The organism is Ideonella margarita (assembly GCF_038066635.1).
Classification (GTDB): domain Bacteria; phylum Pseudomonadota; class Gammaproteobacteria; order Burkholderiales; family Burkholderiaceae_C; genus Ideonella; species Ideonella margarita.
Map to the genome: position 1 here is coordinate 619,390 of NZ_JBBUTI010000001.1, position 21,603 is coordinate 640,992.

Sequence of the window (21,603 nt, forward strand, 5' to 3'; positions counted from 1 at the left end):
CCCGCCACCTTCCATGAGCACGCCCGCGATGAGCGCCCGCACCGAGCACGACGCCCCCCGCGGCCTGCAGCCCGGTGCCATGCTGATCGGGGTAGCGATGCTGTGCATCGGTGCGCTGGCGGTGGCCATGGCGGTGGCCGGGGGCAGCACGCTGCAGCTCGGCGCCGCGTTGGTGGCGCTGGCCGGTGGTGCCTGGGTGCTGTGGACGCGCCAGGTGCAGCTCTGGCTGGTGGCCGGACTGTTCTTTCTGGCGCCGGTGGACATCAGCAAGGCCATCGTGGCGCCGGAGGGGCAGTACTACTCGCCCGGCCTTTACCTCACGCCTGCGCACGCCGTGTTGCTGCTGCTGGCGTTTTGGTGGGCGGCCAGTCGGCGCCTGGTGGCGGGCCGTTGGCCACCGTTGACCGGGCTGGACATGGCCGCTTTAAGCTGGGCCGGCTACCTGCTGCTGCGCTCGCTTGGCTCCGCCCAGGGTGAGCTGGCCGTGGCCAGCGGCGTGGCCTACGCGCTGGCCGTGCTGGGGTTCTACGTCGCTTCGCATGCCTTGCAAGCCCCGGGCGCCTTGCGCATCGCCTTGCAGGCCAGCGTGGCCGTGCTCTTGATCGAAGCGGTGTACGTGCTGGCGCAGTTGCTCACCCGCCAGGCCTTGCCCTTGCCGGGCGCCAAGGGCCTGACCGAAGTGGCGGCGCTTACCTTCGGCGGCGAGGGCCTGGCGTTCCGGCCAACCGGGTTTTTTGGCCACCCGAATTCGCTGGCACATCATTTGTCATTGCTGCTGCCGCCCTTGATGGCGCTGGCGCTGGTCGGCCGCACTTGGCTGCCTGTGCGGGTCTGGTGGGTCACGGTCGCAACACTGCTGGTGGCCGGGGTGATGCAGGTGCTGACCTTGTCGCGCAGCGGCTGGGTGGCGCTGGTGGTGGGCGGGCTGGTGGTGGTGGCGGGCCTGGTGCGCTGCCGGCTGATGCCGATGCGCGCCGTGTGGCGGCTGGTGGCCGCCGCGGTGGCGGCTGTGGTGATGGTGGTGATCCTGTATCCGCAAGCCGTGCTGCGGCTGACCGCGCCGGATGATCGCTCGCTGGAGTCGCGCGGGCTGCTCAACGGCCAGGCGATGACGATGATCACCGACCGCCCTTGGCTCGGCGTGGGCTTCGGTGAATACAACCGCGCGTCCAGCCAGGTTGTCGGGCCGCAATTTGCACAGGTGTCGGAGGACTACCAGAAGCAGCTGCGGACGCTGGTGGTGCACAACCATTACCTGCTGCTGGCCGCCGAGCTGGGTGTGCCGGCGATGTTCTTTTTCCTCGGTCTGCTGGCCTGCATGATTGCCTTGCCATGGCCACTGCGCCGCTGGCGTGGTGATCCGGCTTCGCTGGCCCTGGCCATCGGCCTGAGTGGCTCGCTGGTCGGGCAGCTGCTGTTCCTCACGGCCGACAACTTCTACGCCGAGACCCGTGTCTTCATGCTGTGGCTGACGGCGGGTGTGCTGCAGGCAGTGGTGCTTCGGCAGCGGCCTGTGCCGCGCGGGGGCGCCGCATGAAGCAGCAAAGCCTGATGGGCATGCTGGGCTCGGCGATGGGCTTGCGCCTGGCGATGGCCGCGCTGAACTTCGGTCTGTTCTGGGTCTTGTCGCACCGGCTCGACAGCAACAGCCTGGGCGGCTTCTCGCTGCTCATGAACATCTTCCTGCTGCTGCAGTTGCTGCCGCTGCTGGGGCTTGCGCCGGCCTTCATCCGCCGGGCTGCGGCCGAACATGAAAACATCCAGGTCGAGCTCAGCAACGGCGTGGCGTTTGCGCTGCCGGTGGCGGTGGTGCTGGGCTTGGGCATCGGCGTGATCGGCCAGACGACCTACGGTGAAGAGCTGCACGCGTCGTTCTGGCTGATTGCGCTGGCCATGCTGCCCACCGCGTGGATCCAGGTGGCCGAGGTGACGCTGCTTGGTCGCGAACGCATGGCCGACATCGCGCGGGTGCAGGGCGCCGAGGCCTTCCTGCGATTTGGCGGCGCCTTGCTGGTGCTGCAATTGGGCGGCGGTCTCACGGGCATCTTTGCGGTGATCACGCTGCTGCGGTTTGCCGTGGGGCTCGCCTATGCGCTGCTGCCCGAGCTGCCCCGACCGCGCTGGCGCGATTGCCAGCTCGCCATCTGGTACCGCCATTGGCACGAGGTGCCGATGTACCTGGGCATTGCCCTGCTCGCGGGCTTCACCTCTCGACTCGACGTGATCGTGTTGTCGCGCCTGCAAGGCCTGCATGAGGTGGCCATCTACGCTGCGGCCTCGCGCCTGTATGACGCGGCCTTGATGCTGCCCACGGTGGCGGCCCTGACGATGATGCCCGCACTCGCCCGCCTGTTTGCCAGCGACCGCGACCAGTTCGGCCGCCTGCTCACGGGCGCGCTGCGGGCCAGCCTGGGCGTGGGCATGCTGGTGGCGCTGGTGGTATCGGCCTGCTCCGAGCTGATCATCGGCGTGCTGTATGCGCCCGGCATGTCGGCGGCCAGTGACGTGCTGCGCTGGCTGATCTTCGGTGCCGTGTTCATGACGGCCGATCAGGTGCTGTCGTCCACCATGCTGGCAGCCCGTGCCCAGGCCCATGACTTCCGTGCACTGGCGCTGTCGCTGGTCTGGCTGGTGATCGGCCTGTTCTGGCTGGTGCCCTTGTGGGGCCCGCGCGGCGTGGCCATCGCCGTGACCTTGACGCCGATGATCCGCGTGGCGTACCGCTTGCGCTGGGCCGCTGCCACACTGGGCCTGGGAGGGCTGTGGCGTGACTACTTGCGCCAGCTGGCTGCGCTGGCTGCCGGCGTGTTCGCGATGGAACTGGTCTGGTCGACGGGCGTCGTGTGGCGGGCGTTGGCGGGCTGCGGTGCCTGGCTGCTGGCCGCCGCCGTGGTGGGGCTGGTGCACCGCGGACTGCTGCAGGACTGGCGCGCCGGCTGGACCACCCTTCGTCGTCGGCAGGCTTGAAAACCAACACCATGCGCATCCTGCACCTCGACCCCGACGACATGGACAACCCGATTTCCGGTGGTGGGCCCGTGCGCACCTGGGAAATCTGCCGCCGCCTGGCGCGCCGCCATGAAGTGACCGTGCTCACACCGACCTTTCCGGGCAGCACGCCGGAGCTCTGGCGCGACGGCATCCGCTATGTGCGCCTGGGCCGCAAGGTGCGCGACCACGGCTCCTCGCATCACCTGACGTTTCTGGCGTCACTGCCCTGGGCGGTGCGCCGCTACCCGCATGACCTGCTGGTCGAAGATTTCATGCCGCCGTGTTCCGCCACGCTGACACCGCTTTTCCGCCGCCGTGATCGGCCGATGGTGGGCTCTGTGCAGTGGTTCAGCGCCCGCGAATACACCCGCTGGCTGAAGCTGCCTTTCCACTGGGGCGAGGAATACGGCGTGCGGCTGTACCAGAACCTCGTGGTGCTGACGCCGTCGATGCAGGCCTTCATGGAAGAGCGGCACGCCAGCGTGAAGGCCCGTGTCATTCCGAACGGGGTGGACGATGCACTGTTCGAGCAACCGATACGCGCCGGCCGCGGCATCTTGTTCATGGGCCGCATCGAGGTGGGTGCGAAGGGCGTCGATTTGCTGCTGCAAGCCTGGGCGCGTTTGCCTGAAGCCGAACGTGAGCCCCTGACGCTGGCCGGCAAGGTGCAGGAGCCCGAGGCGCTGCAGCGCGAACTGGAGCGCACCGGCCTGGTGGGCAAGGTGCGCATTTACGGCATCTACAACGCCGAGCAACGGCTGGCGCTGCTGGATGAATGCCGCTGCCTGGCCATGCCGTCGCGCTACGAAACCTTCGGCATGACGATCTCTGAAGCCAACGCAGCCGGCAAGCCCGTGGTGCTGTGGAACAAGCAGCCGATGAGCGAAGTGGCCGCGCCCGGCTGCCCGCTGGTGCCGCCGTTCGACGTGGACGCCTATGCGGCCGCGCTGCGCGATGTGCAGCACTGGTCTGACGACGACCTGGTGGCGCGCGGCCATGCCATGCGTGAGCACGCCCGTCGATACAACTGGGATTCCGCCGCCGCGGCCCAGGAAGCGTTTTACGAGGAACTGCTGGCCGCCAGCCCCCACGGGCGCCACTTGGCCAGCAGATGAACACCCTGACCCTTGCCCCTACACCCAACCACCGGGAGACCACACGATGACCATCGATGTGTCCATCATCATCGTGAACTGGAACGTGCGCGAGCTGCTGCGGGGCTGCCTGCAATCGCTGCGTGATGCCAGCGGCATGCCTGCGGAACGCATGCAGGTCATCGTCGTCGACAACGCCTCGGCCGACGGCAGTGCCGCGATGGTCGCCGCCGAGTTCCCGGAGGTCACCTTGCTGGCCAATGCCGACAACCTGGGCTTTGGCCGCGCCAACAACCAGGCCTTGCCACTGTGCACCGGCCGCCATGTGCTGCTGCTCAACCCCGACACGCTGGTGCTGGACGGTGCCGTGGCCCGCATGCGCACGCTGATGGATGCGCAGCCCGGCGTGAGCGTGATGGGCTGCCGCCTGCTGAATGGCGACGGCACGCTGCAGCGCTGGACTGGCGGCGCCTACCCGCGCCTGGCCAACCTGGTGAACCACTACTTCTTTCTTGACCGCCTGCTGCCCGCCCGCTGGCGGCCGATGCCGCTCTACCTTGACCGTGACGTGGCCGACGACATGGCGGTCGACTGGGTCAGTGGCGCCTGCATGATGCTGCGGGCCAGCGCGCTGCAGGGCAAGCTCTTCAACCCCGATTACTTCATGTACGGCGAAGACATGGAGCTGTGCCACCGCCTGAAGATGGCCGGCGGCGCGGTGATCTACACACCGCGCGCCACCATCGTGCACTTCCAGGGCGAGAGCATGAAGCAGCAGCAGGGCGAGGTGCTGCTCTCGTCGCTGAAGGGGCCGCGACAGTTTTATCGCCAGATGCGCGGCGGACGCGGCCTGGCGCTCTACGACCTGGTCACCTGGGCCGGCTTCGGCCTGCGCTGGTGCCTGTTCGGCATCGGCGGCTGGCTGAAGCCCGGCCTGCGCACCAAGGCCGATTCGAGCCGCGACCTGATGCGTCGCGCCTGGCGCATCCTCACCACCTGACCACGGCCGGAGACTCATCCCATGACCACCTCCCATCCTGAAGCCTCACAGCCCGCTGCACCCCCGGCGGCCAAGACCGCTGCGTCATCGCTGGACCGCCACTACGACGAGCGCCGCTGGCGCGATACCCGCGCGCTGATCCGCACGGACCTCGACCGTCTCTGCCGCCACCTCCAGCGGCCGGACTCCTTCAGTCACCGCGTCTACTTCTCGCTGCTGCCCGGTTTCCAGGCGTTGCTCTGGCACCGCATTTCGCGCTGGTGCCTGTTGAACAACTGGCGCTGGGCCGCCCGGCTGATCGCCCTGTTCGCGATGTACCTGACGCGGGCTGAACTGCCGCCCACTTCGCAGATCGGCCACTCGGCCTTGATTGCGCACTCCACGGGCGTCTACATCTTCGGCAAGGTGGGCGCCCGCATGATCATCCAGGGCAGCGGTGGCTTTGGTGGTGGCTTCGGGCCTGAGGACATCGGCGGCGGCCCCGGTTATTCAGTGTCGGGCGACGACGTGAACCTGGCTTTTGGCGCGCGCGTGCTGGGCCCGGTGCGGGTGGGCAACGGCGTGAAGGTGGGGCCTGGCGCGCTGGTGACCTTCGATGTGCCGGACGGTGCGCTGGTGATGTGGGCGCGGCCACGCGTGATCCTGGATGGCGCCGGGCCGGTGACGCCATCGGCACGGCCGGAAGAGCCGCCATCGGGCGCGGCATGAACGCACCCGCTCGTTTTCGCCTCGGGGTAGATGCCCACACCGTCGACGGCCTGTTTCAGGGCAGTCGATCCCACCTGCTGGGCTTGTACCGGGAGGTGATTCCGCGCCTGCCCGAGGTGGATTTTGTCTTTCTGCTTGCCAACCCCGAAGCCCTGCGAAACGAAGCCGAGGCCTTCCGCGCGCCCAATGTGCAGTGCGAGGCCATGCCGCACCGCAACGGCCTGTGGCGCCTGGGCTGGCAGTTGGCGGCGGCCCAGCGCAGCCACCGGCTGGATTTGCTGCACGTGCAGTATCGTGGCCCGGTGTGGCCGGCCGGGCCGCTGGCCTGCACGATCCACGACACGCTCTACGAAACCCACCCGCAGTTCTTCACGCCCGGCTTCGTGCGCATGGCCCGCTGGACGGCGCGCCGCACCGTGCGGCAATCGCGCCTGATGTTCACGGTCAGCCAGTTCTCGCGCAGTGAAATTGCCCGCCACTACGACTGGCCCGCCGAGCGCGTGGCCGTGACCGGCAATGGCGTGAACCTGCAGCGCTTTCACCCGGCGCCCGGCGGCGAAGCTGAGCTGGCGGCCCTGGGCCTGGTGCCCGGCGGCTATCTGCTCACCGTGGGCCGCATCGAGCCGCGCAAGAACCACCTCGGCCTGCTGCGCGCCTATGCCTTGCTGCCGGCGGCCGAGCGCTTGCCGCTGGTGATCGTCGGCCAGCGCGACGCCGCTGTCTTCGAGCAAGTGCAAGCCGAGGTGCAGCGCCTTGGCCTGGACGGGCAGGTGCGCTTTCTCGACCGGGTGGGCGATCAGGCCTTGCCGGCGTTGTTGCGCCATGCCCGCGCCGTGGTGTACCCGAGCTTTGCTGAAGGCTTTGGCATGCCGGTGGCCGAGGCGATGGCCAGTGGTGTGCCGGTGGTCACCAGCACGGGCACCGCGCTTGCCGAAGTGGCGGGTGATGTGGCCCTGGTGGCCGACCCGAGCCGCCCGGCAGACATCGCCACGCAGATCCTGCGGCTCTTGCGTGAGCCCGACCTGGCGCGTGAATTGGCGGCCCGCGGGCCGGCCCAGGCTGCCCAGTTCAGCTGGCAGGCTTCGGCCGATGTGTTCGTGAATGCGCTGAAGGCCTACATTCAACGCCCATGTTGAAAGAACTGGATCCAACCACCGTGGGCGTGACGATCGGCCTGTCGCTGACCGTGGCGTTGGTGGTGCTGGCAGTGCGGCTCTGGGCCCTCAACCGCTTGCGCGGGGACCGGCAGGCCGAAGCCCGCCAGAAGCAGGAGCGTCTGCGCGCCTTGCTGGGCGCATGCCGCGCGCTGGCAGGCTCGTTCACGCCGGCTTCTGCGGCGGATGGCCGCCAGATGGAAGAAGCCCTGGCCGAGGTGCTGCTGTTTGGTGATCTGCCGCAGGTGGCGCTGGCTGCAGAGGCGGCACGGGCGCTGGCCGCTGGCCAAATTCCTGATGTTCAGCCGCTGGTGGGCTTGCTGCGCGCCGATGTGCGGAGCCTGCTGGGCTTGGCGCCGTGGCCGGACGACCTGGTGCTGCCACCGGCCGGGCCGGGCAAGGCGGGCCGTCAGGGCCGTGGCCGGGGGCTGGACGAGGGCTGAGGGCGCCTCAGCGCGTGCGCCCCGCCAGCAGCACGATCAGCGCGCCCGCGCCGCCTTGCGGCCCGGCCGCCTGGGCAAACGCCATCACTTCCTGCCGCTGCGCCAGCCAGCGCTGCACCTTGGCTTTTAGCACCGGCTCTTTGCCCGGCGAGCCGTGGCCCTTGCCGTGCACCACGCGCAGGCAACGCTGGCCTTGCTGGTGGGTCAGGCGGATGAACTCGGAGAGCGCCTCCCGCGCTTCATCGCGCCGCAGGCCGTGCAGGTCCAGCTGTTGCTGGATCGACCAATGACCCTTGCGCAGCTTGGCCACCACATCCAGGCTCACCTCGGGCCGGCGAAAACTCAGGCCGTCGTCGGTCAGCAGCAGCGATTCCACATCAACTTCGTCTGACAGCGCCTCGTGCAGTGCGGCCAGCTCATCAGCGATGCGCTGGCGCGGCTCGGGCGTGGGCTGCGGGCGCTGGATGTTGGCGATGGGCGCCACCTTGACGGGTCGCACTGCGCCGACGGTGAGGCTGAACAGCTGCTGCTCACGCGCCAGCCGGGCTGCTTCGGCCGCCGCCAGCGCACGGCGCTCGGCTTCCAGCGCCTGCTGACGGCGAATGTCGTCGCGCAGGGCGCCCAGATCGGCAAGGCTGTGGAGGGGAGGCTTTTTCACGGGCGGGCTCGGCAAGGCGCCGATTGTGCCGCTTCACATCAAGCCGCGCTCGGCCAGGCTCACCACGCAACCGGCGCCTACCACCAGGTGGTCAAGTACCCGCACATCGACCATGGCCAATGCGCCCTTCAGGGCCTGCGTCAGGTGCTCGTCGGCCCGGGAGGGCTCGGCCAGGCCGGATGGGTGGTTGTGGGCCAGGATGACCGCGCCCGCGTTCAGCGCCATGGCCTGCCGCACCACCTCACGCGGATACACGCTGGTTTGCGTCAGGGTGCCGTGGAACAGCTCGCACCACTCCAGCATGCGGTGCTGGCTGTCGAGGTAGATCACGCCGAACACCTCGCGCTGCTGACCGCCCAGGCGCAGCGCCACGAATTCCTTCACCCGCGCCGGGGAATCAAACACCGGACCGCGCTCAAGCTGCTGGGCCAGTGCGCGCCGGGCCATCTCGATCACGGCGGCCAGCTCGGCCCGCTTGGCCGGTCCCAGGCCCTTGATCTGCCGGAAGTCATCGGCCTGCCGGTGCAGCAGTCCGGCATAACCGTGGAACCGGGTCAGCAGCTCGTCGGCCAGGGCCAGCACGCCTTTGCCCTTCATGCCGGTCCGCAGCAGCAGGGCCAGCAATTCGGCGTCCGCCAGGGCGGCGGGGCCGTGCGTCAACAGCTTTTCCCGGGGCCGAAGGGCCGCCGGAAGGTCTTTGAGGCTCATGTTTCTCCCTGAATTTCGAGTGGCGCACCGGCTGGTGCTCCGGCCTGCGTGGGCCGACCCGTAAAATCAAGGTCAGAGTAGCAGCCTAGGCATCGTTCTGTGAACACCATTCAGACGGGGTCCTTCTTGACCCTGCACTACCGCCTTGCCGGTCCAGATGGGGCCGATGTGGTCACCACCTTCAACGACAAGCCCGCCACCTTGACCCTGGGTGCGGGCCAGCTCGCCCCTGCCATCGAGGCCCGTTTGCTGGGCCTGGAAGAGGGCGTGCGCACCAGCTTCGACCTGGCACCGGGCGAAGCGTTTGGTGACCGCAACCCGGACATGATCCAGCGCCTGAAGCGCAGCGTGCTCGACCAGATGGGCGACCGCGAGGCCGAATACAACGTCGGCGACGTGGTGGAGTTCCCCACGCCCGACGGCGCTGGCCGCTTTGCCGGTGTGGTGCGTGCGGTGGGCGATGGCTGGCTTGAGTTTGATTTCAACCACCCGTTGGCCGGCCAGCCGGTGACCTTCGAGGTTCAGGTGATCGGGGTGCTGTGATGAGTGACATTCAAGCCCAGGGTGAAATTCTGCTGGCCGAGCCGCGCGGCTTTTGCGCCGGCGTTGACCGCGCCATCGAGATCGTCGAGCGCGCGCTGGTCAAGTTCGGCCGGCCGATCTACGTGCGCCACGAGATCGTGCACAACACGTACGTCGTCAACGACCTGAAGTCCAAGGGCGCGATCTTCATCGAAGAGCTCTCCGACGTGCCGCCGGGCGCCACGCTGATCTTCTCGGCGCATGGCGTGTCGAAGGCCGTGCAGGCCGAGGCGGCAGAGCGTGGCTTCAATGTCTTTGATGCCACCTGTCCGCTGGTCACCAAGGTGCACGTGGAAGTGGCCAAGCTCTCGAAAGAGGGTTATGAGTTCATCATGATCGGCCACAAGGGCCACCCGGAAGTGGAGGGCACGATGGGCCAGCTCCACGAGGGCATCTTCCTGGTGGAAGACGTGGCCGATGTGGCCCACGCGCCGGTGACGCGCCCGGACCGGCTGGCGGTGGTCACGCAGACCACGCTCAGCGTGGACGACGCCGCGGAAATCCTGACGGCTGTGAAGGCCCGTTTCCCGCAGGTTCGTGAGCCGAAGAAGCAGGACATCTGCTACGCCACCCAGAACCGCCAGGACGCCATCAAGGTGCTGGCACCGCAGGTGGACGTGGTCATCGTGGTGGGCAGCCCCACCAGCTCGAACAGCAACCGTCTGCGCGAACTGGCGGAGCGCCTGGGCACGCCGTCGTGGATGGTCGATTCGGCCGACGATCTGAAGGCCGAATGGTTTGAAGGCCGCCCGCGCGTGGGCCTGACCGCCGGCGCCTCGGCCCCTGACGTGCTCGTGCAGCAGGTCATCGAGCGGCTGCGCGCGCTGGGTGCCGTGGGCATCCGCCGCATGCCGGGTGTGGAAGAGACCATCGAGTTCCCGCTGCCGATGGGCCTGGGTGACAAGTCGATGGCTGAATTCGCCGCCCGCCGATCCGGCAGCTGAGTGTCACGGCCCGCGGCAGGGCTGTGCAAGCCCTGCCGCTCTCTGAATGGCCCCTGGTCGCCGCTGGTGCGCGGGGCTGAATTCCTGAACTGATTTTTCGAAAGTTGAGCATGCTGGATCTGACCTTGCTGCGTCGCGACCTGGCCGCCGTGGTGGCACGCCTTGAAACCCGCAAGAACCCCCAACCATTCCTGGACGTGGACCGCTTCACGGCCCTGGAAGGCGAGCGCAAGGCGCTGCAGATGCGCACCGAAGAGCTGCAGGCCCGGCGCAATGCCCTGTCCAAGCAGATCGGCATGAAGAAGGGCAAGGGCGAAGACGCTTCGGCCGAGATGGCGGAAGTCGGCGGCATCGGTGACGCGCAGAAGGCCGGCGCTGAGCGCCTCGAAGCCATCCAGAGCGAACTCGCCGGCATGCTGATGAGCATCCCCAACCTGCCGCAGGAAGGTGTGCCCGTGGGCGCCGACGAAACTGGCAACGTGGAAGTGCGCCGCTGGGGCACGCCGCGCAGCTTCGACTTCACCGTGAAGGACCACGTTGATCTGGGCACTCCGCTGGGTCTCGATTTCGAGACCGGCGCGAAGCTCTCGGGCTCGCGCTTCACCTTCATGAAGGGCCCGGCGGCCCGCCTGCACCGTGCGCTCGCGCAGTTCATGCTTGACGTGCAGACCACCGAACACGGCTACACCGAGTGCTACACGCCGTACATCGTCAACCGCGAAGTGCTGGAAGGCACGGGCCAGCTGCCGAAGTTCAAGGAAGACATGTTCTGGGTGCTGCGCGGCGGTGACGATCAGCAAGCTGAGCAGTACCTGATCAGCACCTCGGAAATCTCGCTGACCAACAGCGTGCGTGAGCAGATCCTGGCTGCCGATCAGCTGCCGATCAAGCTCACCGCGCACAGCCCGTGCTTCCGCTCGGAAGCGGGCTCGGCCGGCCGCGACACCCGCGGTCTTATCCGCCAGCACCAGTTCGACAAGGTCGAGATGGTGCAGATCGTCGCGGCGGATCAAAGCGACGCCGCGCTGGAAGAGATGGTCGGTCACGCCGAGGCCATCCTGCAGAAGCTGGAGCTGCCTTACCGCGTCCTCACCCTGTGCACCGGCGACATGGGCTTTGGCGCTGCCAAGACCTATGACCTCGAAGTGTGGGTGCCCGCACAGAACACCTTCCGCGAGATCAGCTCGTGCTCGAACTGCGAGGCCTTCCAGGCCCGCCGCATGCTGACCCGCTACAAGAACGCCCAGGGCAAGACCGAGATGGTCCACACCCTCAACGGTTCGGGCCTGGCCGTGGGCCGCGCCCTGGTGGCCGTGCTCGAAAACCACCAGCAGCCTGACGGCTCGATCCGCATTCCGGCCGCTCTGCGGCCCTACCTGGGCGGCCTTGAGCTGCTGAAGGCCTGAACCCCATGCAATACCCTCAGTTCGACCGCCAATCCCCGAACACCCCGCTGAGCAACGACGAGCTGCAAGCGCTCGACGAGCTGCTGCTCAGTCTGCCGGTGGACGGCGCCATGTCGCTGGACGGCATGGACGGCTACCTCACCGCCTTGCTGATCGGCCCGTCCAAGGTGCTCGACACCCTGCCGACCGCCGACTGGCTGCCCGCCATCTGGGGTGGTGACCCGGAAGGCGACGGCCCGGCGCCGTTCGCCAGCAACCAGAAGCGCAAGCGCACGGTCGTGATGGTGCTGCGCCACCTGCAGGCGCTGGCCTGCACGCTGCGCGATTCGCCGGACGACTGGCAGCCGGTGTTCAGCGTGGCCGAGCAAGGCGACGAAGAACTGGCGGATGCATCCGACTGGTGCACCGGCTTCCTGCAGGCAACCGACCTCGACCCCGAGGCCTGGGCGCCGCTGTTCGACGACGCACAGATCGGCCCGGCGCTGGTGCCCATCGCCCTGCTGGGCGGTGAGGTGGATGCCGACGCGGGTGCTGACCTGTCTGACCCCACGGTGTGCAATGACCTCAGCCGTGCGGCTGCCGATGCCGTGATGCTGCTGCTGGAACGCGGCCAAGCGCCGGCATGAGCGGCCTGCCGCTGGCCGCGCTGCGCCCTGATGAGCGCATGCTGCTGGCGGCGCTGGCGCTGGGCGGCACCTACCGCACCACGCGCTGGCTGCATGACCTGCTGCTGCACCCGGCATTGCTGCCTGCGGGCCAGCAGCGCCCCAGCCATGACTTGCTGCGTGACGCTCTCGGCCGCCTGAACGCGGCCGGCTGGCTGGAAGAGGCCGAGCGCCGCCCCGGCTACTGGCGCATCGCCCCGCACGTGTTGCCCGCAGCCCTGCTGGACCTGCACGCGCGCCATCCCTTGCCCGCCTTGCGACAAGCCCTGGCGCAGGCCGACGGCTACCGCGAAGGCAGCCCGATGCCGCACCACGAAGCAGCGCTGGCGCGGCTGCGGCTGGACGCCCTCGGCGGCGCATCGCCCGAGCAGATCCAGCGGCTGGCCACCTGCCTGCCATGGCAATCGGCCCCCATTGACGAACTGCTTGATCTGGCCATCGGCGACGTGCTGGACGAGGCCTTGTTCGAGCGCCTGCACCCGGCCTTGCAGACCGTGCAACTGCAGCTGGGCCTGGCAGCGTTGTGTGCGGGCTGGCGCTTGCCGCCGGGCTTGCCCCTGCTGGCGCTGGTTGAACACCGCCTGCGCGCCGATGTGAGTGCCGCCTCCGCGCCGCTGCGTTGGCTGTGGGCCGAAGCGCTGCTGTTGATGGACCGTGTGGACGGCGTGGCCGCCACGCTGGAGCCGCTGCAACCCCTGTCGCAGCAGGCCGATGCGCCTGACGACGCGGTGGCCTGGCCGTCGCGCATTCAGGCCTTTCTGGCCGCGGCCAGCGCCCGGCGTGCCGATTGGGACGCCGCCGATGCCGGCTTTGACGCCGCCCTGCCAGCGCTGCGCAAGGCCACCGGCTTGCGCCGCCGGCTGCTGCCCGACAACATCGCCCTGTGGCATGCCTTGAGCAGCCTGGCGCGCCCCGAGCCGGGGCGCTGGCAGCAGGCGCTGAAGTACTGCCTGGCTGAAGGTGGCAAGCGTGAGCCGGTGCTCGACAGCCCGTGGGGCTTTGTGGCGCTGGCCGTGCAGCAGCGCCTGGGCGACAAGCCGCGTGATCCACAACCCTTTCTGCCTCCGGGCGGCTGGCGCCAGACGGTGTCGCCGCTGGACTTCTGGCGCTGGCTGATGCGGGCCTGGCTCAAGGAAGGCGTGTTGCCCGAGCCGATGGGCGCCCACGACGCCGACAACGCCCGCCGCCTGAAAGAAAGTCTGCAAGCTGCCGGCCTGGACGGCCTGGTTGCGCAGCTCGATGCCGCCATGCTGGTGATGGCCGGCGAAGGCGCACCGGCTGGTTTCTTTGTGCCGGCGCGGCAAGAGCGCTGGCAGGTGGCGCTGAGCGCGCTGCAAGCCGCCGTGGCGCAAGAAGCCCAACCCGCCACGACTGCGCAGAACCCGACCCGCCTGGTGTGGGTGCTGAGCCTGGACGACCGGGGTGGCGTGGACGAGATCGAAGCCACCGAACAAACGCAAGGCGCGCGCGGCTGGGGCAAGCCCAAGCCCGTGCCGCTGCAACGCTTGATGCGCACTGCCGAAGCACTGACCGCGGCCGATGCCGCAGTTGCGCGCTGCATCCGGCAAGACACCCTGGGCCGACAGCCCCGGCTGGATCTGGCAGCAGCCATTGGCGCGCTGGTGGCACACCCGTGTCTGGTGATGGCTGATGCGCCGGAGCAATTCATCGACTTGCAGGAAGCCGGTCCTGAGCTGGAAGTGCATGACGACGCCGGCCTGCTGCGCGTGCGCATGGTGCCCGCCATGCACGTGCCGGCCGAAGACGCGACGCCGCGCTGGGGCGCCAGCCCGGCGCAGCAGAAAGAGCTGGACGCGCTGCGTGCCATCACCGTGGTGCGCGAAGGCGCCGGCCGGGCCCGCTTGGTGCGCCTGAACGCGGCGCAGCGCAAGGTGGCCCAGCTGCTGGGCACCGAAGGCCTGACCGTGCCGCGCCATGGCGCAGAGCAGCTGCAACAGGTGCTGGCCGCATTGGGCAGCCAGTTCCGCATTCAGGCGGATGAAGCCGGTGCCGCAGGCGGCCAGGGCCATGCCCGTGAGGTGCCTGCAGAGCATCGCCTGAGGGCCGAGTTGGCGCCCGTGGGTGCCGGCCTGCAACTGCGGCTGGTGGCTGCACCCTACGGCGCTGAGCACGCCACCGACGGGCCACGTCTGGTGCCGGGCAACGGCCGCGCGCATCTGGTGATGACGCTGGGTGGTGAGCTGCTGTCGGTGCAGCGTGACCTGGCCCTGGAGCGGCGTCATGTGGACGACCTGCTGGCGCTGTGCCCGATGCTCGATCTGCGCGGCCCGGCGGCGCCCTGCGAATGGCTGGTGGACACGCCCGACGAGGCGCTGGCATTGCTGGAGGTACTGCACCAGCACCACGCCGTGGCCGCGCTCGATTGGCCGCAAGGCCGGCCCGTGCGGGTGGAGCGCGCCGCGCTGGGCGACCTCACGCTCAAGGTGCGCACCAAGCAAGACTGGCTGGGCCTGCAGGGCGAGTTGAAGGTGGATGAGTCGCTGGTGCTCAGCTTGCAGCAGCTGCTGGAATTTGCCGGCAAGGGCGGCAGCCGCTTCATGCCGCTGGGCGAAGGCCGGTTCGTCGCCCTGACCGAAGAGCTGCGCGAGCGGCTGGCTGAAATCTCGACGCTGGCCGCCACCCACGGCAAGGCCAACCAGACCTTGGACGAGTTGCGGCTGCCCGGTGTGGCCGCGCCGTGGCTGCAGCAGGTGGGTGAGGGCGCGCAGGTGGAGCACGACGCAGGCTTCGCCCTGCGGCTGGAGCGCCTGGACAGCGCGCGCCGCGTGGTGCCAGCCTTGCCGTCGACCTTGCAGGCCGAATTGCGGCCGTACCAGGAAGAAGGTTTCGAGTGGGCGATGCGCCTGGCCCACGCTGGCCTGGGCGCCTGCCTGGCCGACGACATGGGCCTGGGCAAAACCTTGCAGGCACTGGCCGTGATGCTGGCGCGTGCGGCCGGTGGCCCCACGCTGGTGGTGGCGCCCACTTCATTGCTGGGGAACTGGCAGGCCGAGGGCGGCCGCTTCGCGCCGTCCTTGCGCATGGCCCTGTATGCCGACGCGGGTGGCCCTGGTGACCGGGCCGCTGCGCTGGAACACCTCGGCCCCGGCGATGTGGTGCTGGTGTCGTACCCGATGCTGCAGATCGACGCGGCGGCGTTTGCCTCGCGCACCTGGCACACGCTGGTGCTCGACGAAGCGCAGGCCATCAAGAACGCCGCTGCCAAGCGCAGCCAGGCGGTGTTTGAGCTGCACGCAGATTTCCGGCTGGCGCTGTCGGGTACGCCGATCGAGAACCGCCTCGGCGAGCTCTGGTCGATCATGCAGGCCTGCAACCCCGGTCTGCTGGGCACCTTGCCGCGGTTCAATGAACGCTTTGCCGCGCTGATCGAGCGACAGGACGACCGCACGGCGCGGCGAACACTGCGCCGCCTGATCGCGCCGTTCATCCTGCGCCGCACCAAGGCGCAGGTGCTGCAAGACCTGCCGCCGCGAACCGAGCTGGTGCTGCAGGTGCAAAGCGATGAGTCCGAGCGCGCGCACTACGAAGCGCTGCGGCGCGAGGCGCTGATCGCCGCCGAGCGCTCGCTCAAGGGCGACGCACCGGGCCAGGCCCACCTCAACATCCTGGCCGGTCTGACCCGCTTGCGGCGGGCAGCATGTGATCCGCGTCTGGTCAGCCCGGCGCTGGGGCAGCGGGGCGCGAAGGTGCAGGCCTTTGGTGAACTGGCCGCCGAGCTGATGGCCAACGGCCACAAGGCGCTGGTATTCAGCCAGTTCGTCGACTTCCTTGGTTTGTTGCGTGAGCCGCTGGACGACGCCGGCATCACCTACCAGTACCTCGACGGCAGCACGCCGGCAGCCGAGCGCACGCGGCGCGTGCAAGCTTTCCAGAACGGTGAGGGCAGCCTGTTCCTGATCAGCTTGAAGGCGGGTGGTTTCGGCCTGAACTTGACCGTGGCCGACTATGTGGTGATTGCCGACCCGTGGTGGAACCCGGCGGCCGAAGACCAGGCCAGCGGCCGCGCCCACCGCATCGGCCAGCAGCGGCCAGTCACGGTATACCGGCTGGTGCACCAGGGCACGCTGGAAGAACGCATCCTGAGCCTGCACCAGAACAAGCGTGCTCTGGCTGACAGCATCCTGGATGATTCAGGCGTCAGCCCGGCCCCCGCCGCCGCCGAACTGCTGGCCTTGATGCGTGACGATCAAGAAGTTGCGCAGAGGTTTGACAAAACCCCGGAAACTTAAGCTAGAATGCAAGGCTTCACCCAGTGACCACACGGGTGCACCTTTTCAGGAGAGGTGGCAGAGTGGTCGAATGTACCTGACTCGAAATCAGGCGTACGGTATCCCCGTACCGAGGGTTCGAATCCCTCCCTCTCCGCCAGAAAAAAGCCCAAGCGAGCAATCGCTTGGGCTTTTTGTTTTGTCCGTTCAGATGTGGCTGCCGGGCTCAACGCCCAGCCACCACATCCTTCAATGCATCGACTGGTGCGCCAGTCAGCGCCCACGCGGCCGCTTGGCCACCGGTGCGCCGGCAGGGCCGCCTTCGGTGCGCTGTTTCCACAGCTTGAAGGCGTTGGGCGTGAGTTCGCGCTTGAGCAGCTGAACCAGTTGGCCGTGAGACACGCCGTGCTGCAGCATGACCTGGTAGAAGGGCGGGCGGTCATCCCAGGCGGTGGCAATGACCCGGGCGATTTGATCGGGGGTGAGACGGGGAGCAGGTTTGGCCATGGCCCGATTGTCCGTCACCCAGCGGTGCCGTTCACATAACTTTACGGGGCCGCCAAGCCCAGTTGACGCGCGACCCCGACGATGTCGCAACGCCTACCTGAAGGAACGTTACGATGACGATTTACTCGCAAGGGGCCCGCATGGGGCGCTGGGCCGTGGCCAGCGCCGCTGCCGCCGTTGAGATGCTGCCAGCCAAAGTCCTGCTGATTGACGACGATGCACGCCTGACCGGCATGGTGGGCGACTACCTGCGGGCTCACGGTTTTGATGTGGACACGGCAGGCTCACTGGCCAGCGGCCGTGAGCGCCTGCGCGCCGGGCAATACGACGCGCTGGTGCTCGACCTGATGCTGCCCGATGGCGACGGGCTCGACTTGACCCGTGAATTGCGCTCTGACGCGCGCACCCGCCGCCTGCCGCTGCTGATGCTGACGGCCCGGGGCGAGCCGATGGACCGCATCATCGGCCTTGAAATCGGTGCCGATGACTACCTGCCCAAGCCGTTTGAGCCCCGCGAATTGCTGGCCCGTGTGAAGGCCTTGCTGCGCCGCTCGGCGCCGGAGCCTGCCGGTGATGACGTGCTGCAGTTCGGCCGCCTGGAGATCGACATGGGCGCGCGTGAAGCCCGCCTGGATGGCCAGCGTTGCGACCTCACCGGACACCAGTTCGAATTGCTGGTGGTGCTGGCGCAAAGCCCCGGCCGGGTGCTGAGCCGCGATCAGATCATGGACGCGCTCAAGGGCCATCCGGTGGATGCTTTCGATCGCTCGATCGACGTGCATATCTCGCGCATCCGCTCGGTGATTGAAGACGATCCGAAGAACCCCAAGCGGGTGCTGACGGTGCGTGGCACGGGCTATGTGTTTGCCCGCAAGCAGGACGTGGAGTGAAATCACTTTACCTGCGCATCTGGCTCACGGTGGTGGTGGCCCTGGCCCTGTTCGCTTCGGTGACGGGGTGGGTGGTCGAGCGCCACATCAAGGAAGAGCGGGCGCAGGCCGAGGCACAGCTGCTGGAGCGGTTGTCGAGCTGGGGTGATCTGATCCAGAACTCGCTGCCGGAGGCCGAGGCGCCGGCAGACGTGCAGGCAAAGGCGATCCAGGATTGGTCGCGCCGGCTGCGCTTGCCGCTGGCGCTCGACAACAACATCGGCCAGCGCGTGGCCGCGTCCGACAGCTACCTGCGCCGTGAGCACACGGCCGACGAAGGCTCCACCGCCACTTCATTCAAGATGAGTGACGGCCGCGTGCTGTGGATGATGCGGCCGGTATTCGGCCGGGGCTTCAATGATGAATTTGGCCGCGGCGGGCCGGGCGGGCCTGGCGGGCCGAATGGCCGCCCAGGCCCGGACGCAGGACCTGGCCGAGGGCCGGTGGACCGTGGTGGGCCGATGGACCGCCCGCCCGGGGCCTCGGGCCGTCCGGAAGAGCTGCAGCGCTTCGACCGGATGGATCGTCCACCCCGGACCTTGATGGGGCCCATGATGTTCCCCCGCGAGTGGCCGGCCGGCCTGGGCCTGGCGGCCTTGCTGGTCTTGCTGTTTCTGGCCGTGGCTGGTGGCGCCTACCCGGTTGTGCGCGGCATCACCCGGCGGCTGGAGAAGCTGAAGCAAGGCGTCGAGCGATTTGGCTCGGGCGTGCTGGAGCACCGGGTGGATGCTACCGGGCGCGATGAGGTGGCAGCAGTGGCAGCCAGCTTCAACCGGGCCGCTGACCGCATTGCCGCACTGATCCAGTCCAACCAGGCCTTGTTGGCAAATGCCAGTCACGAGCTGCGTTCGCCGCTGGCCCGTCTGAAGATGGCCGTGGCCATGCTGGACGACGCACCGCCCGCGTTGGTGACCAAGTTGCAGCTGGAGATCAACACCAACATCGCCGAGCTCGATGCGCTGGTGGAAGAGGTGCTGTTGTCGAGCCGCCTGCAGGCGGATGCGCCGATGGAGTTGTCCGAGCCGGTGGATTTGCTGGGGTTGCTGGCCGAAGAAGCGTCGCGCGTCGGTGCCACCGCCCAGGGCGAAGCGCTGACGGTGCAGGGCAGTGACCGCCTGCTGCGCCGCGCGGTGCGCAACCTGCTGGAGAACGCCCGCCGCTATGCCGGCGAAGGCATCGAGGCCAGCGTGTCAACCGGTGCTGCCGGTGAGGTGCTGGTGCGCATCTGCGACCAAGGCCCCGGTGTGCCGGTGGACGAGCGTGAACGCATCTTCGAGCCGTTTTACCGGATGCCCGGCCATGCCGAGCGTGAAGGCGGCGTGGGCCTGGGCCTGGCGCTGGTGCGCCAGATTGCCGAGCGTCACGGCGGGCAGGTGCGCTGCGAAGAGCGGCCCGGTGGTGGCAGCTGCTTCGTGATCAGCTTGCCGACAACACGCCCGGCAGCCGCAGCACCCAGCGCTTGAAGCCGGCCAGGCCCACACCGGCCACCAGCAGGCCGGCCGTGGCCGCGGCCCAGAAACCGGGCGCCCCTTGCAGCGCAGCGGGCACCTGCCCACTCACGTTGAAGGCCAGCCAGTAGCCACCCCCCAGGCCAACGCCCCACAAGGCCCCCGCGTAAATCACCATGGGCACGGTGGCAATGCGCCAGGCGCGCAACACGAAGGCGCTGATGGTTTGCAGCGCATCGCTGACGTGGAAGATGCCCAGCCAGGCCAGCAGCGGCAGCGCTGCGGCGGCCGTGGCGGCGTCTCGGGTGTAGAGCCCGATGATGGGCGCGCGGGCGGCCACCACCACCGTGGCCACCAGCGTGGCCAGGCCGGTGCCGATCCACACACCGTGCCAGCCCAGCCGGCGCGCATCGGCCAGATCATTCGCGCCGATGCGCTGCGCCACCAGCGTGCTTGTGGCATTGGCCAAGGCCAGCGGCAGCATGAACATCATCGAGACCAGGTTCATGGCGATCTGGTGGCCGGCCACCGAGACCGTGCCGATGCGAGCGATGAACAGCGCCATGAAGCTGAACGCGCTGACCTCGATCAGGATGGCGGCACCCATCGGAATACCCAGACGAAGCAGGTCCATCAAGGCAGCGCGCCGTGGCGCCTGCAGACCCGCATGCCAGAGCCGGAACTTCTCGTAGAAGCTGTCCTTGCGCAGCACCACGATGGCGCACAGCCACTGCGCCCACATGGCGCAGGCCGTGGCCACGCCGCAGCCCGTGACGCCGAGCTCAGGAATGCCCCAAGCCGGCACACCCGACACCAGGGCCATCGACAACGGCACCTTCACGCACAGCCCACCCACTTGCAGCCACATCACCACCTTCGGGCGAGACACGGCGGTGTTGAAGGCCCGGAACGCCGTGAACAACAGCGATGCCGGCAGCGACACCGCCAGGGCCAGCAGGTAGCCACGCACACCGGCGGCCACGTCGGGGGTGCTGCGCGCCATCCACAAGAAGGGCTGCGGAAAGATCAGCAAGGTGCTGCCCAGCACCGACAGGCCGGCGGCCAGCCACAAGCCCTGGTGGAACTGCTCGCCCGCCGCCTCCAGGCGCTTGGCGCCGAAAAACTGCCCGACGCTGGGCGACACCGCCAGCACCACGCCCATCAGGCCGACGAACACGGTGATGTAAGCCGCTGCGCCCACGGCGAACGCGGCCAGATCGGCTTGAGAGTGGCGGGCGACCAGCACGGTATCAGCCGTGCCGAAGGCCAGCACCGCCAGCTGGCCGAACAGCACCGGCCAGGCCAGCGGCAAGATGCGCCGGGCGTCCTGAACCAGCGACTTCAACGGCCGGTCCCGGTGTCAGGCGTGTGGCCGTGGGCGGACCCGCGCACCCGTTCGGCGTAGCGGTTGAAGCGCCAGGCGGTGGCGTCCAGCGTGATGCGGCGCCAGACCAGCCGCTTCTCGGCGGGCGTGAACAACGGCCAGTCCTGCACTTCGTCTTCGGTGCGACCGCAGCCCTTGCAGATCGGGTCGCCCTGCGCGGTGGAGCAGATGGCGATGCAGGGCGCGTCGGGCGTGCTGTCGTACCAGCGCAGCCAGGCGTCGCGGGCGTCTGGCGGCATGCTGTCCAGGTCGGCTTCGGTTTCGCGGTAGTACACCATCAGCGCGTACACCTCTCCCAGCGCGCGCACCTCGGGGCAGGCGGTCAGCCCATCGGTGGACGGTTGGCGCTGGCGCCACCAGTTGATGGCGGATTCGATGTCGGTGATGTGGATGCCGGCCATGCCGTGATGCTGCTGGTTCTGGGTGAAAGGGAAGTGCCCGGCGCAGAAACGCCAAAAGGCCACCCGGAGGTGGCCTTCATGGGGCCCTTGATTCTGCCCGCAAGCAGCGCTTCAGGGAGATGCGGGGGCTTTGGCAGCGGTGGTGGACACGGCCGTTCGGGCTGCACCGGTGCCTGCCTCGGCTTTCGAGAAGTGTTTCTGCACGGCCAGGCCGCCAAGCACACCAATCAGCAGCAGGGAGAGCAGGGCCAGCGGGACCCAGATTCCTGCACGAGCACCTTCGTCGATTTCTTCGAACATGGGGTCCTCCGCGAACGGCAATTGCACGTCGGGCCGATCGTAGTCCCGTTGC

General features: G+C 68.4%; 20 protein-coding genes and 1 tRNA gene. 15 read left to right on the forward strand and 6 right to left on the reverse strand.

The genetic code is table 11. The features are described 5' to 3' along the window. The first annotated feature begins 13 nt into the window (after window positions 1-13). Genes AACH00_RS02825 through AACH00_RS02855 form a run of 7 tightly spaced genes read left to right on the forward strand, consistent with a single transcriptional unit; the run spans window position 14 to window position 7,390 of the window. Window positions 14-1,537 carry an O-antigen ligase family protein gene (locus AACH00_RS02825; RefSeq protein WP_341397421.1) on the forward strand — a complete coding sequence of 508 codons (1,524 nt, stop codon included), beginning with the start codon at window positions 14-16 and terminating at the stop codon, window positions 1,535-1,537. Then, window positions 1,534-2,967, forward strand: a complete 1,434-nt coding sequence (locus AACH00_RS02830; RefSeq protein WP_341397422.1) for an oligosaccharide flippase family protein — start codon at window positions 1,534-1,536, stop codon at window positions 2,965-2,967. The genes AACH00_RS02825 and AACH00_RS02830 overlap by 4 nt, the downstream gene beginning before the upstream one ends. An 11-nt stretch (window positions 2,968-2,978) precedes the next feature. Then, window positions 2,979-4,106: a glycosyltransferase family 4 protein gene (locus AACH00_RS02835; RefSeq protein WP_341397423.1), complete on the forward strand. Its 1,128-nt coding sequence runs from the start codon at window positions 2,979-2,981 to the stop codon at window positions 4,104-4,106. A gap of 46 nt (window positions 4,107-4,152) precedes the next feature. Beyond that, window positions 4,153-5,085, forward strand: coding sequence for a glycosyltransferase family 2 protein (locus tag AACH00_RS02840; RefSeq protein WP_341397424.1), 933 nt, complete (start codon window positions 4,153-4,155; stop codon window positions 5,083-5,085). A gap of 21 nt (window positions 5,086-5,106) precedes the next feature. Then, the gene (locus tag AACH00_RS02845) at window positions 5,107-5,793 is read left to right on the forward strand and encodes a serine O-acetyltransferase (RefSeq protein ID WP_341397425.1); all 687 of its coding nucleotides are present in this window, start codon (window positions 5,107-5,109) and stop codon (window positions 5,791-5,793) included. Then, complete coding sequence (locus tag AACH00_RS02850) at window positions 5,790-6,929, forward strand: glycosyltransferase family 4 protein (RefSeq protein WP_341397426.1); 1,140 nt, start codon at window positions 5,790-5,792, stop codon at window positions 6,927-6,929. Before AACH00_RS02845 ends, AACH00_RS02850 begins: the two co-directional genes overlap by 4 nt. Further along, window positions 6,923-7,390: a preprotein translocase subunit YajC gene (locus AACH00_RS02855; protein WP_341397427.1), complete on the forward strand. Its 468-nt coding sequence runs from the start codon at window positions 6,923-6,925 to the stop codon at window positions 7,388-7,390. Before AACH00_RS02850 ends, AACH00_RS02855 begins: the two co-directional genes overlap by 7 nt. A gap of 7 nt (window positions 7,391-7,397) precedes the next feature. Here AACH00_RS02855 and AACH00_RS02860 read toward each other — a convergent pair whose 3' ends face one another. Further along, window positions 7,398-8,048, reverse strand: coding sequence for a Smr/MutS family protein (locus tag AACH00_RS02860; RefSeq protein WP_341397428.1), 651 nt, complete (start codon window positions 8,046-8,048; stop codon window positions 7,398-7,400). A 33-nt stretch (window positions 8,049-8,081) separates the two neighbouring features. Beyond that, the gene (gene radC / locus AACH00_RS02865) at window positions 8,082-8,756 is read right to left on the reverse strand and encodes a RadC family protein (protein WP_341397429.1); all 675 of its coding nucleotides are present in this window, start codon (window positions 8,754-8,756) and stop codon (window positions 8,082-8,084) included. 99 nt (window positions 8,757-8,855) lie between these two features. Here radC and AACH00_RS02870 point away from each other — a divergent pair, with 99 nt between their 5' ends. The 6 genes from AACH00_RS02870 to AACH00_RS02895 all read left to right on the forward strand — a co-directional run bounded on the left by AACH00_RS02870 (window position 8,856) and on the right by AACH00_RS02895 (window position 16,742). Beyond that, entirely contained in the window at window positions 8,856-9,299 is a 444-nt protein-coding gene (locus tag AACH00_RS02870) for an FKBP-type peptidyl-prolyl cis-trans isomerase (protein ID WP_341397430.1), read from the forward strand. Beyond that, window positions 9,299-10,282, forward strand: coding sequence for a 4-hydroxy-3-methylbut-2-enyl diphosphate reductase (gene ispH / locus AACH00_RS02875; RefSeq protein ID WP_341397431.1), 984 nt, complete (start codon window positions 9,299-9,301; stop codon window positions 10,280-10,282). The genes AACH00_RS02870 and ispH overlap by 1 nt, the downstream gene beginning before the upstream one ends. A 110-nt stretch (window positions 10,283-10,392) precedes the next feature. After that, on the forward strand, window positions 10,393-11,688 hold the full coding sequence (gene serS / locus AACH00_RS02880) for a serine--tRNA ligase (protein ID WP_341397432.1): 1,296 nt from the start codon (window positions 10,393-10,395) through the stop codon (window positions 11,686-11,688). Between the two features lie 5 nt (window positions 11,689-11,693). Then, on the forward strand, window positions 11,694-12,314 hold the full coding sequence (locus AACH00_RS02885; protein ID WP_341397433.1) for a UPF0149 family protein: 621 nt from the start codon (window positions 11,694-11,696) through the stop codon (window positions 12,312-12,314). Then, complete coding sequence (locus AACH00_RS02890) at window positions 12,311-16,603, forward strand: SNF2-related protein (RefSeq protein WP_341397434.1); 4,293 nt, start codon at window positions 12,311-12,313, stop codon at window positions 16,601-16,603. Before AACH00_RS02885 ends, AACH00_RS02890 begins: the two co-directional genes overlap by 4 nt. A 48-nt stretch (window positions 16,604-16,651) precedes the next feature. Beyond that, window positions 16,652-16,742, forward strand: a tRNA-Ser gene (locus AACH00_RS02895). 113 nt (window positions 16,743-16,855) lie between these two features. Here the strand turns inward: AACH00_RS02895 and AACH00_RS02900 are convergent. Next, on the reverse strand, window positions 16,856-17,089 hold the full coding sequence (locus tag AACH00_RS02900; protein WP_341397435.1) for a DUF2805 domain-containing protein: 234 nt from the start codon (window positions 17,087-17,089) through the stop codon (window positions 16,856-16,858). Between the two features lie 182 nt (window positions 17,090-17,271). On the opposite strand from AACH00_RS02900, the gene AACH00_RS02905 reads away from it, so the two are divergent. Together AACH00_RS02905 and AACH00_RS02910 are read left to right on the forward strand one after the other, a co-directional pair. Beyond that, the gene (locus AACH00_RS02905) at window positions 17,272-17,979 is read left to right on the forward strand and encodes a response regulator (RefSeq protein WP_423221883.1); all 708 of its coding nucleotides are present in this window, start codon (window positions 17,272-17,274) and stop codon (window positions 17,977-17,979) included. Then, window positions 17,976-19,481: a sensor histidine kinase gene (locus AACH00_RS02910; protein WP_341397436.1), complete on the forward strand. Its 1,506-nt coding sequence runs from the start codon at window positions 17,976-17,978 to the stop codon at window positions 19,479-19,481. The genes AACH00_RS02905 and AACH00_RS02910 overlap by 4 nt, the downstream gene beginning before the upstream one ends. Here the strand turns inward: AACH00_RS02910 and AACH00_RS02915 are convergent. The 3 genes from AACH00_RS02915 to AACH00_RS02925 form a co-directional block, all read right to left on the reverse strand. Beyond that, window positions 19,435-20,811, reverse strand: coding sequence for an MATE family efflux transporter (locus tag AACH00_RS02915; protein ID WP_341397437.1), 1,377 nt, complete (start codon window positions 20,809-20,811; stop codon window positions 19,435-19,437). The genes AACH00_RS02910 and AACH00_RS02915 overlap by 47 nt on opposite strands. Next, window positions 20,808-21,251 (reverse strand): DUF3717 domain-containing protein, encoded by a 444-nt coding sequence (locus AACH00_RS02920; protein WP_341397438.1) that lies wholly within the window; start codon window positions 21,249-21,251, stop codon window positions 20,808-20,810. Before AACH00_RS02920 ends, AACH00_RS02915 begins: the two co-directional genes overlap by 4 nt. Window positions 21,252-21,362: 111 nt before the next feature. Continuing rightward, window positions 21,363-21,551: a hypothetical protein gene (locus AACH00_RS02925; protein WP_341397439.1), complete on the reverse strand. Its 189-nt coding sequence runs from the start codon at window positions 21,549-21,551 to the stop codon at window positions 21,363-21,365. Between the last annotated feature and the right edge of the window lie 52 nt (window positions 21,552-21,603).

Bases quoted from the DNA above. Each gene is read 5' to 3' on its own strand.
- AACH00_RS02825 (WP_341397421.1), top strand. From the start codon at position 14: ATGAGCACGCCCGCGATGAGCGCCCGCACCGAGCACGACGCCCCCCGC.
- AACH00_RS02830 (WP_341397422.1), top strand. From the start codon at position 1,534: ATGAAGCAGCAAAGCCTGATGGGCATGCTGGGCTCGGCGATGGGCTTG.
- AACH00_RS02835 (WP_341397423.1), top strand. From the start codon at position 2,979: ATGCGCATCCTGCACCTCGACCCCGACGACATGGACAACCCGATTTCC.
- AACH00_RS02840 (WP_341397424.1), top strand. From the start codon at position 4,153: ATGACCATCGATGTGTCCATCATCATCGTGAACTGGAACGTGCGCGAG.
- AACH00_RS02845 (WP_341397425.1), top strand. From the start codon at position 5,107: ATGACCACCTCCCATCCTGAAGCCTCACAGCCCGCTGCACCCCCGGCG.
- AACH00_RS02850 (WP_341397426.1), top strand. From the start codon at position 5,790: ATGAACGCACCCGCTCGTTTTCGCCTCGGGGTAGATGCCCACACCGTC.
- AACH00_RS02855 (WP_341397427.1), top strand. From the start codon at position 6,923: ATGTTGAAAGAACTGGATCCAACCACCGTGGGCGTGACGATCGGCCTG.
- radC (WP_341397429.1), bottom strand. From the start codon at position 8,756: ATGAGCCTCAAAGACCTTCCGGCGGCCCTTCGGCCCCGGGAAAAGCTG.
- ispH (WP_341397431.1), top strand. From the start codon at position 9,299: ATGAGTGACATTCAAGCCCAGGGTGAAATTCTGCTGGCCGAGCCGCGC.
- serS (WP_341397432.1), top strand. From the start codon at position 10,393: ATGCTGGATCTGACCTTGCTGCGTCGCGACCTGGCCGCCGTGGTGGCA.
- AACH00_RS02885 (WP_341397433.1), top strand. From the start codon at position 11,694: ATGCAATACCCTCAGTTCGACCGCCAATCCCCGAACACCCCGCTGAGC.
- AACH00_RS02890 (WP_341397434.1), top strand. From the start codon at position 12,311: ATGAGCGGCCTGCCGCTGGCCGCGCTGCGCCCTGATGAGCGCATGCTG.
- AACH00_RS02900 (WP_341397435.1), bottom strand. From the start codon at position 17,089: ATGGCCAAACCTGCTCCCCGTCTCACCCCCGATCAAATCGCCCGGGTC.
- AACH00_RS02905 (WP_423221883.1), top strand. From the start codon at position 17,272: ATGCTGCCAGCCAAAGTCCTGCTGATTGACGACGATGCACGCCTGACC.
- AACH00_RS02920 (WP_341397438.1), bottom strand. From the start codon at position 21,251: ATGGCCGGCATCCACATCACCGACATCGAATCCGCCATCAACTGGTGG.
- AACH00_RS02925 (WP_341397439.1), bottom strand. From the start codon at position 21,551: ATGTTCGAAGAAATCGACGAAGGTGCTCGTGCAGGAATCTGGGTCCCG.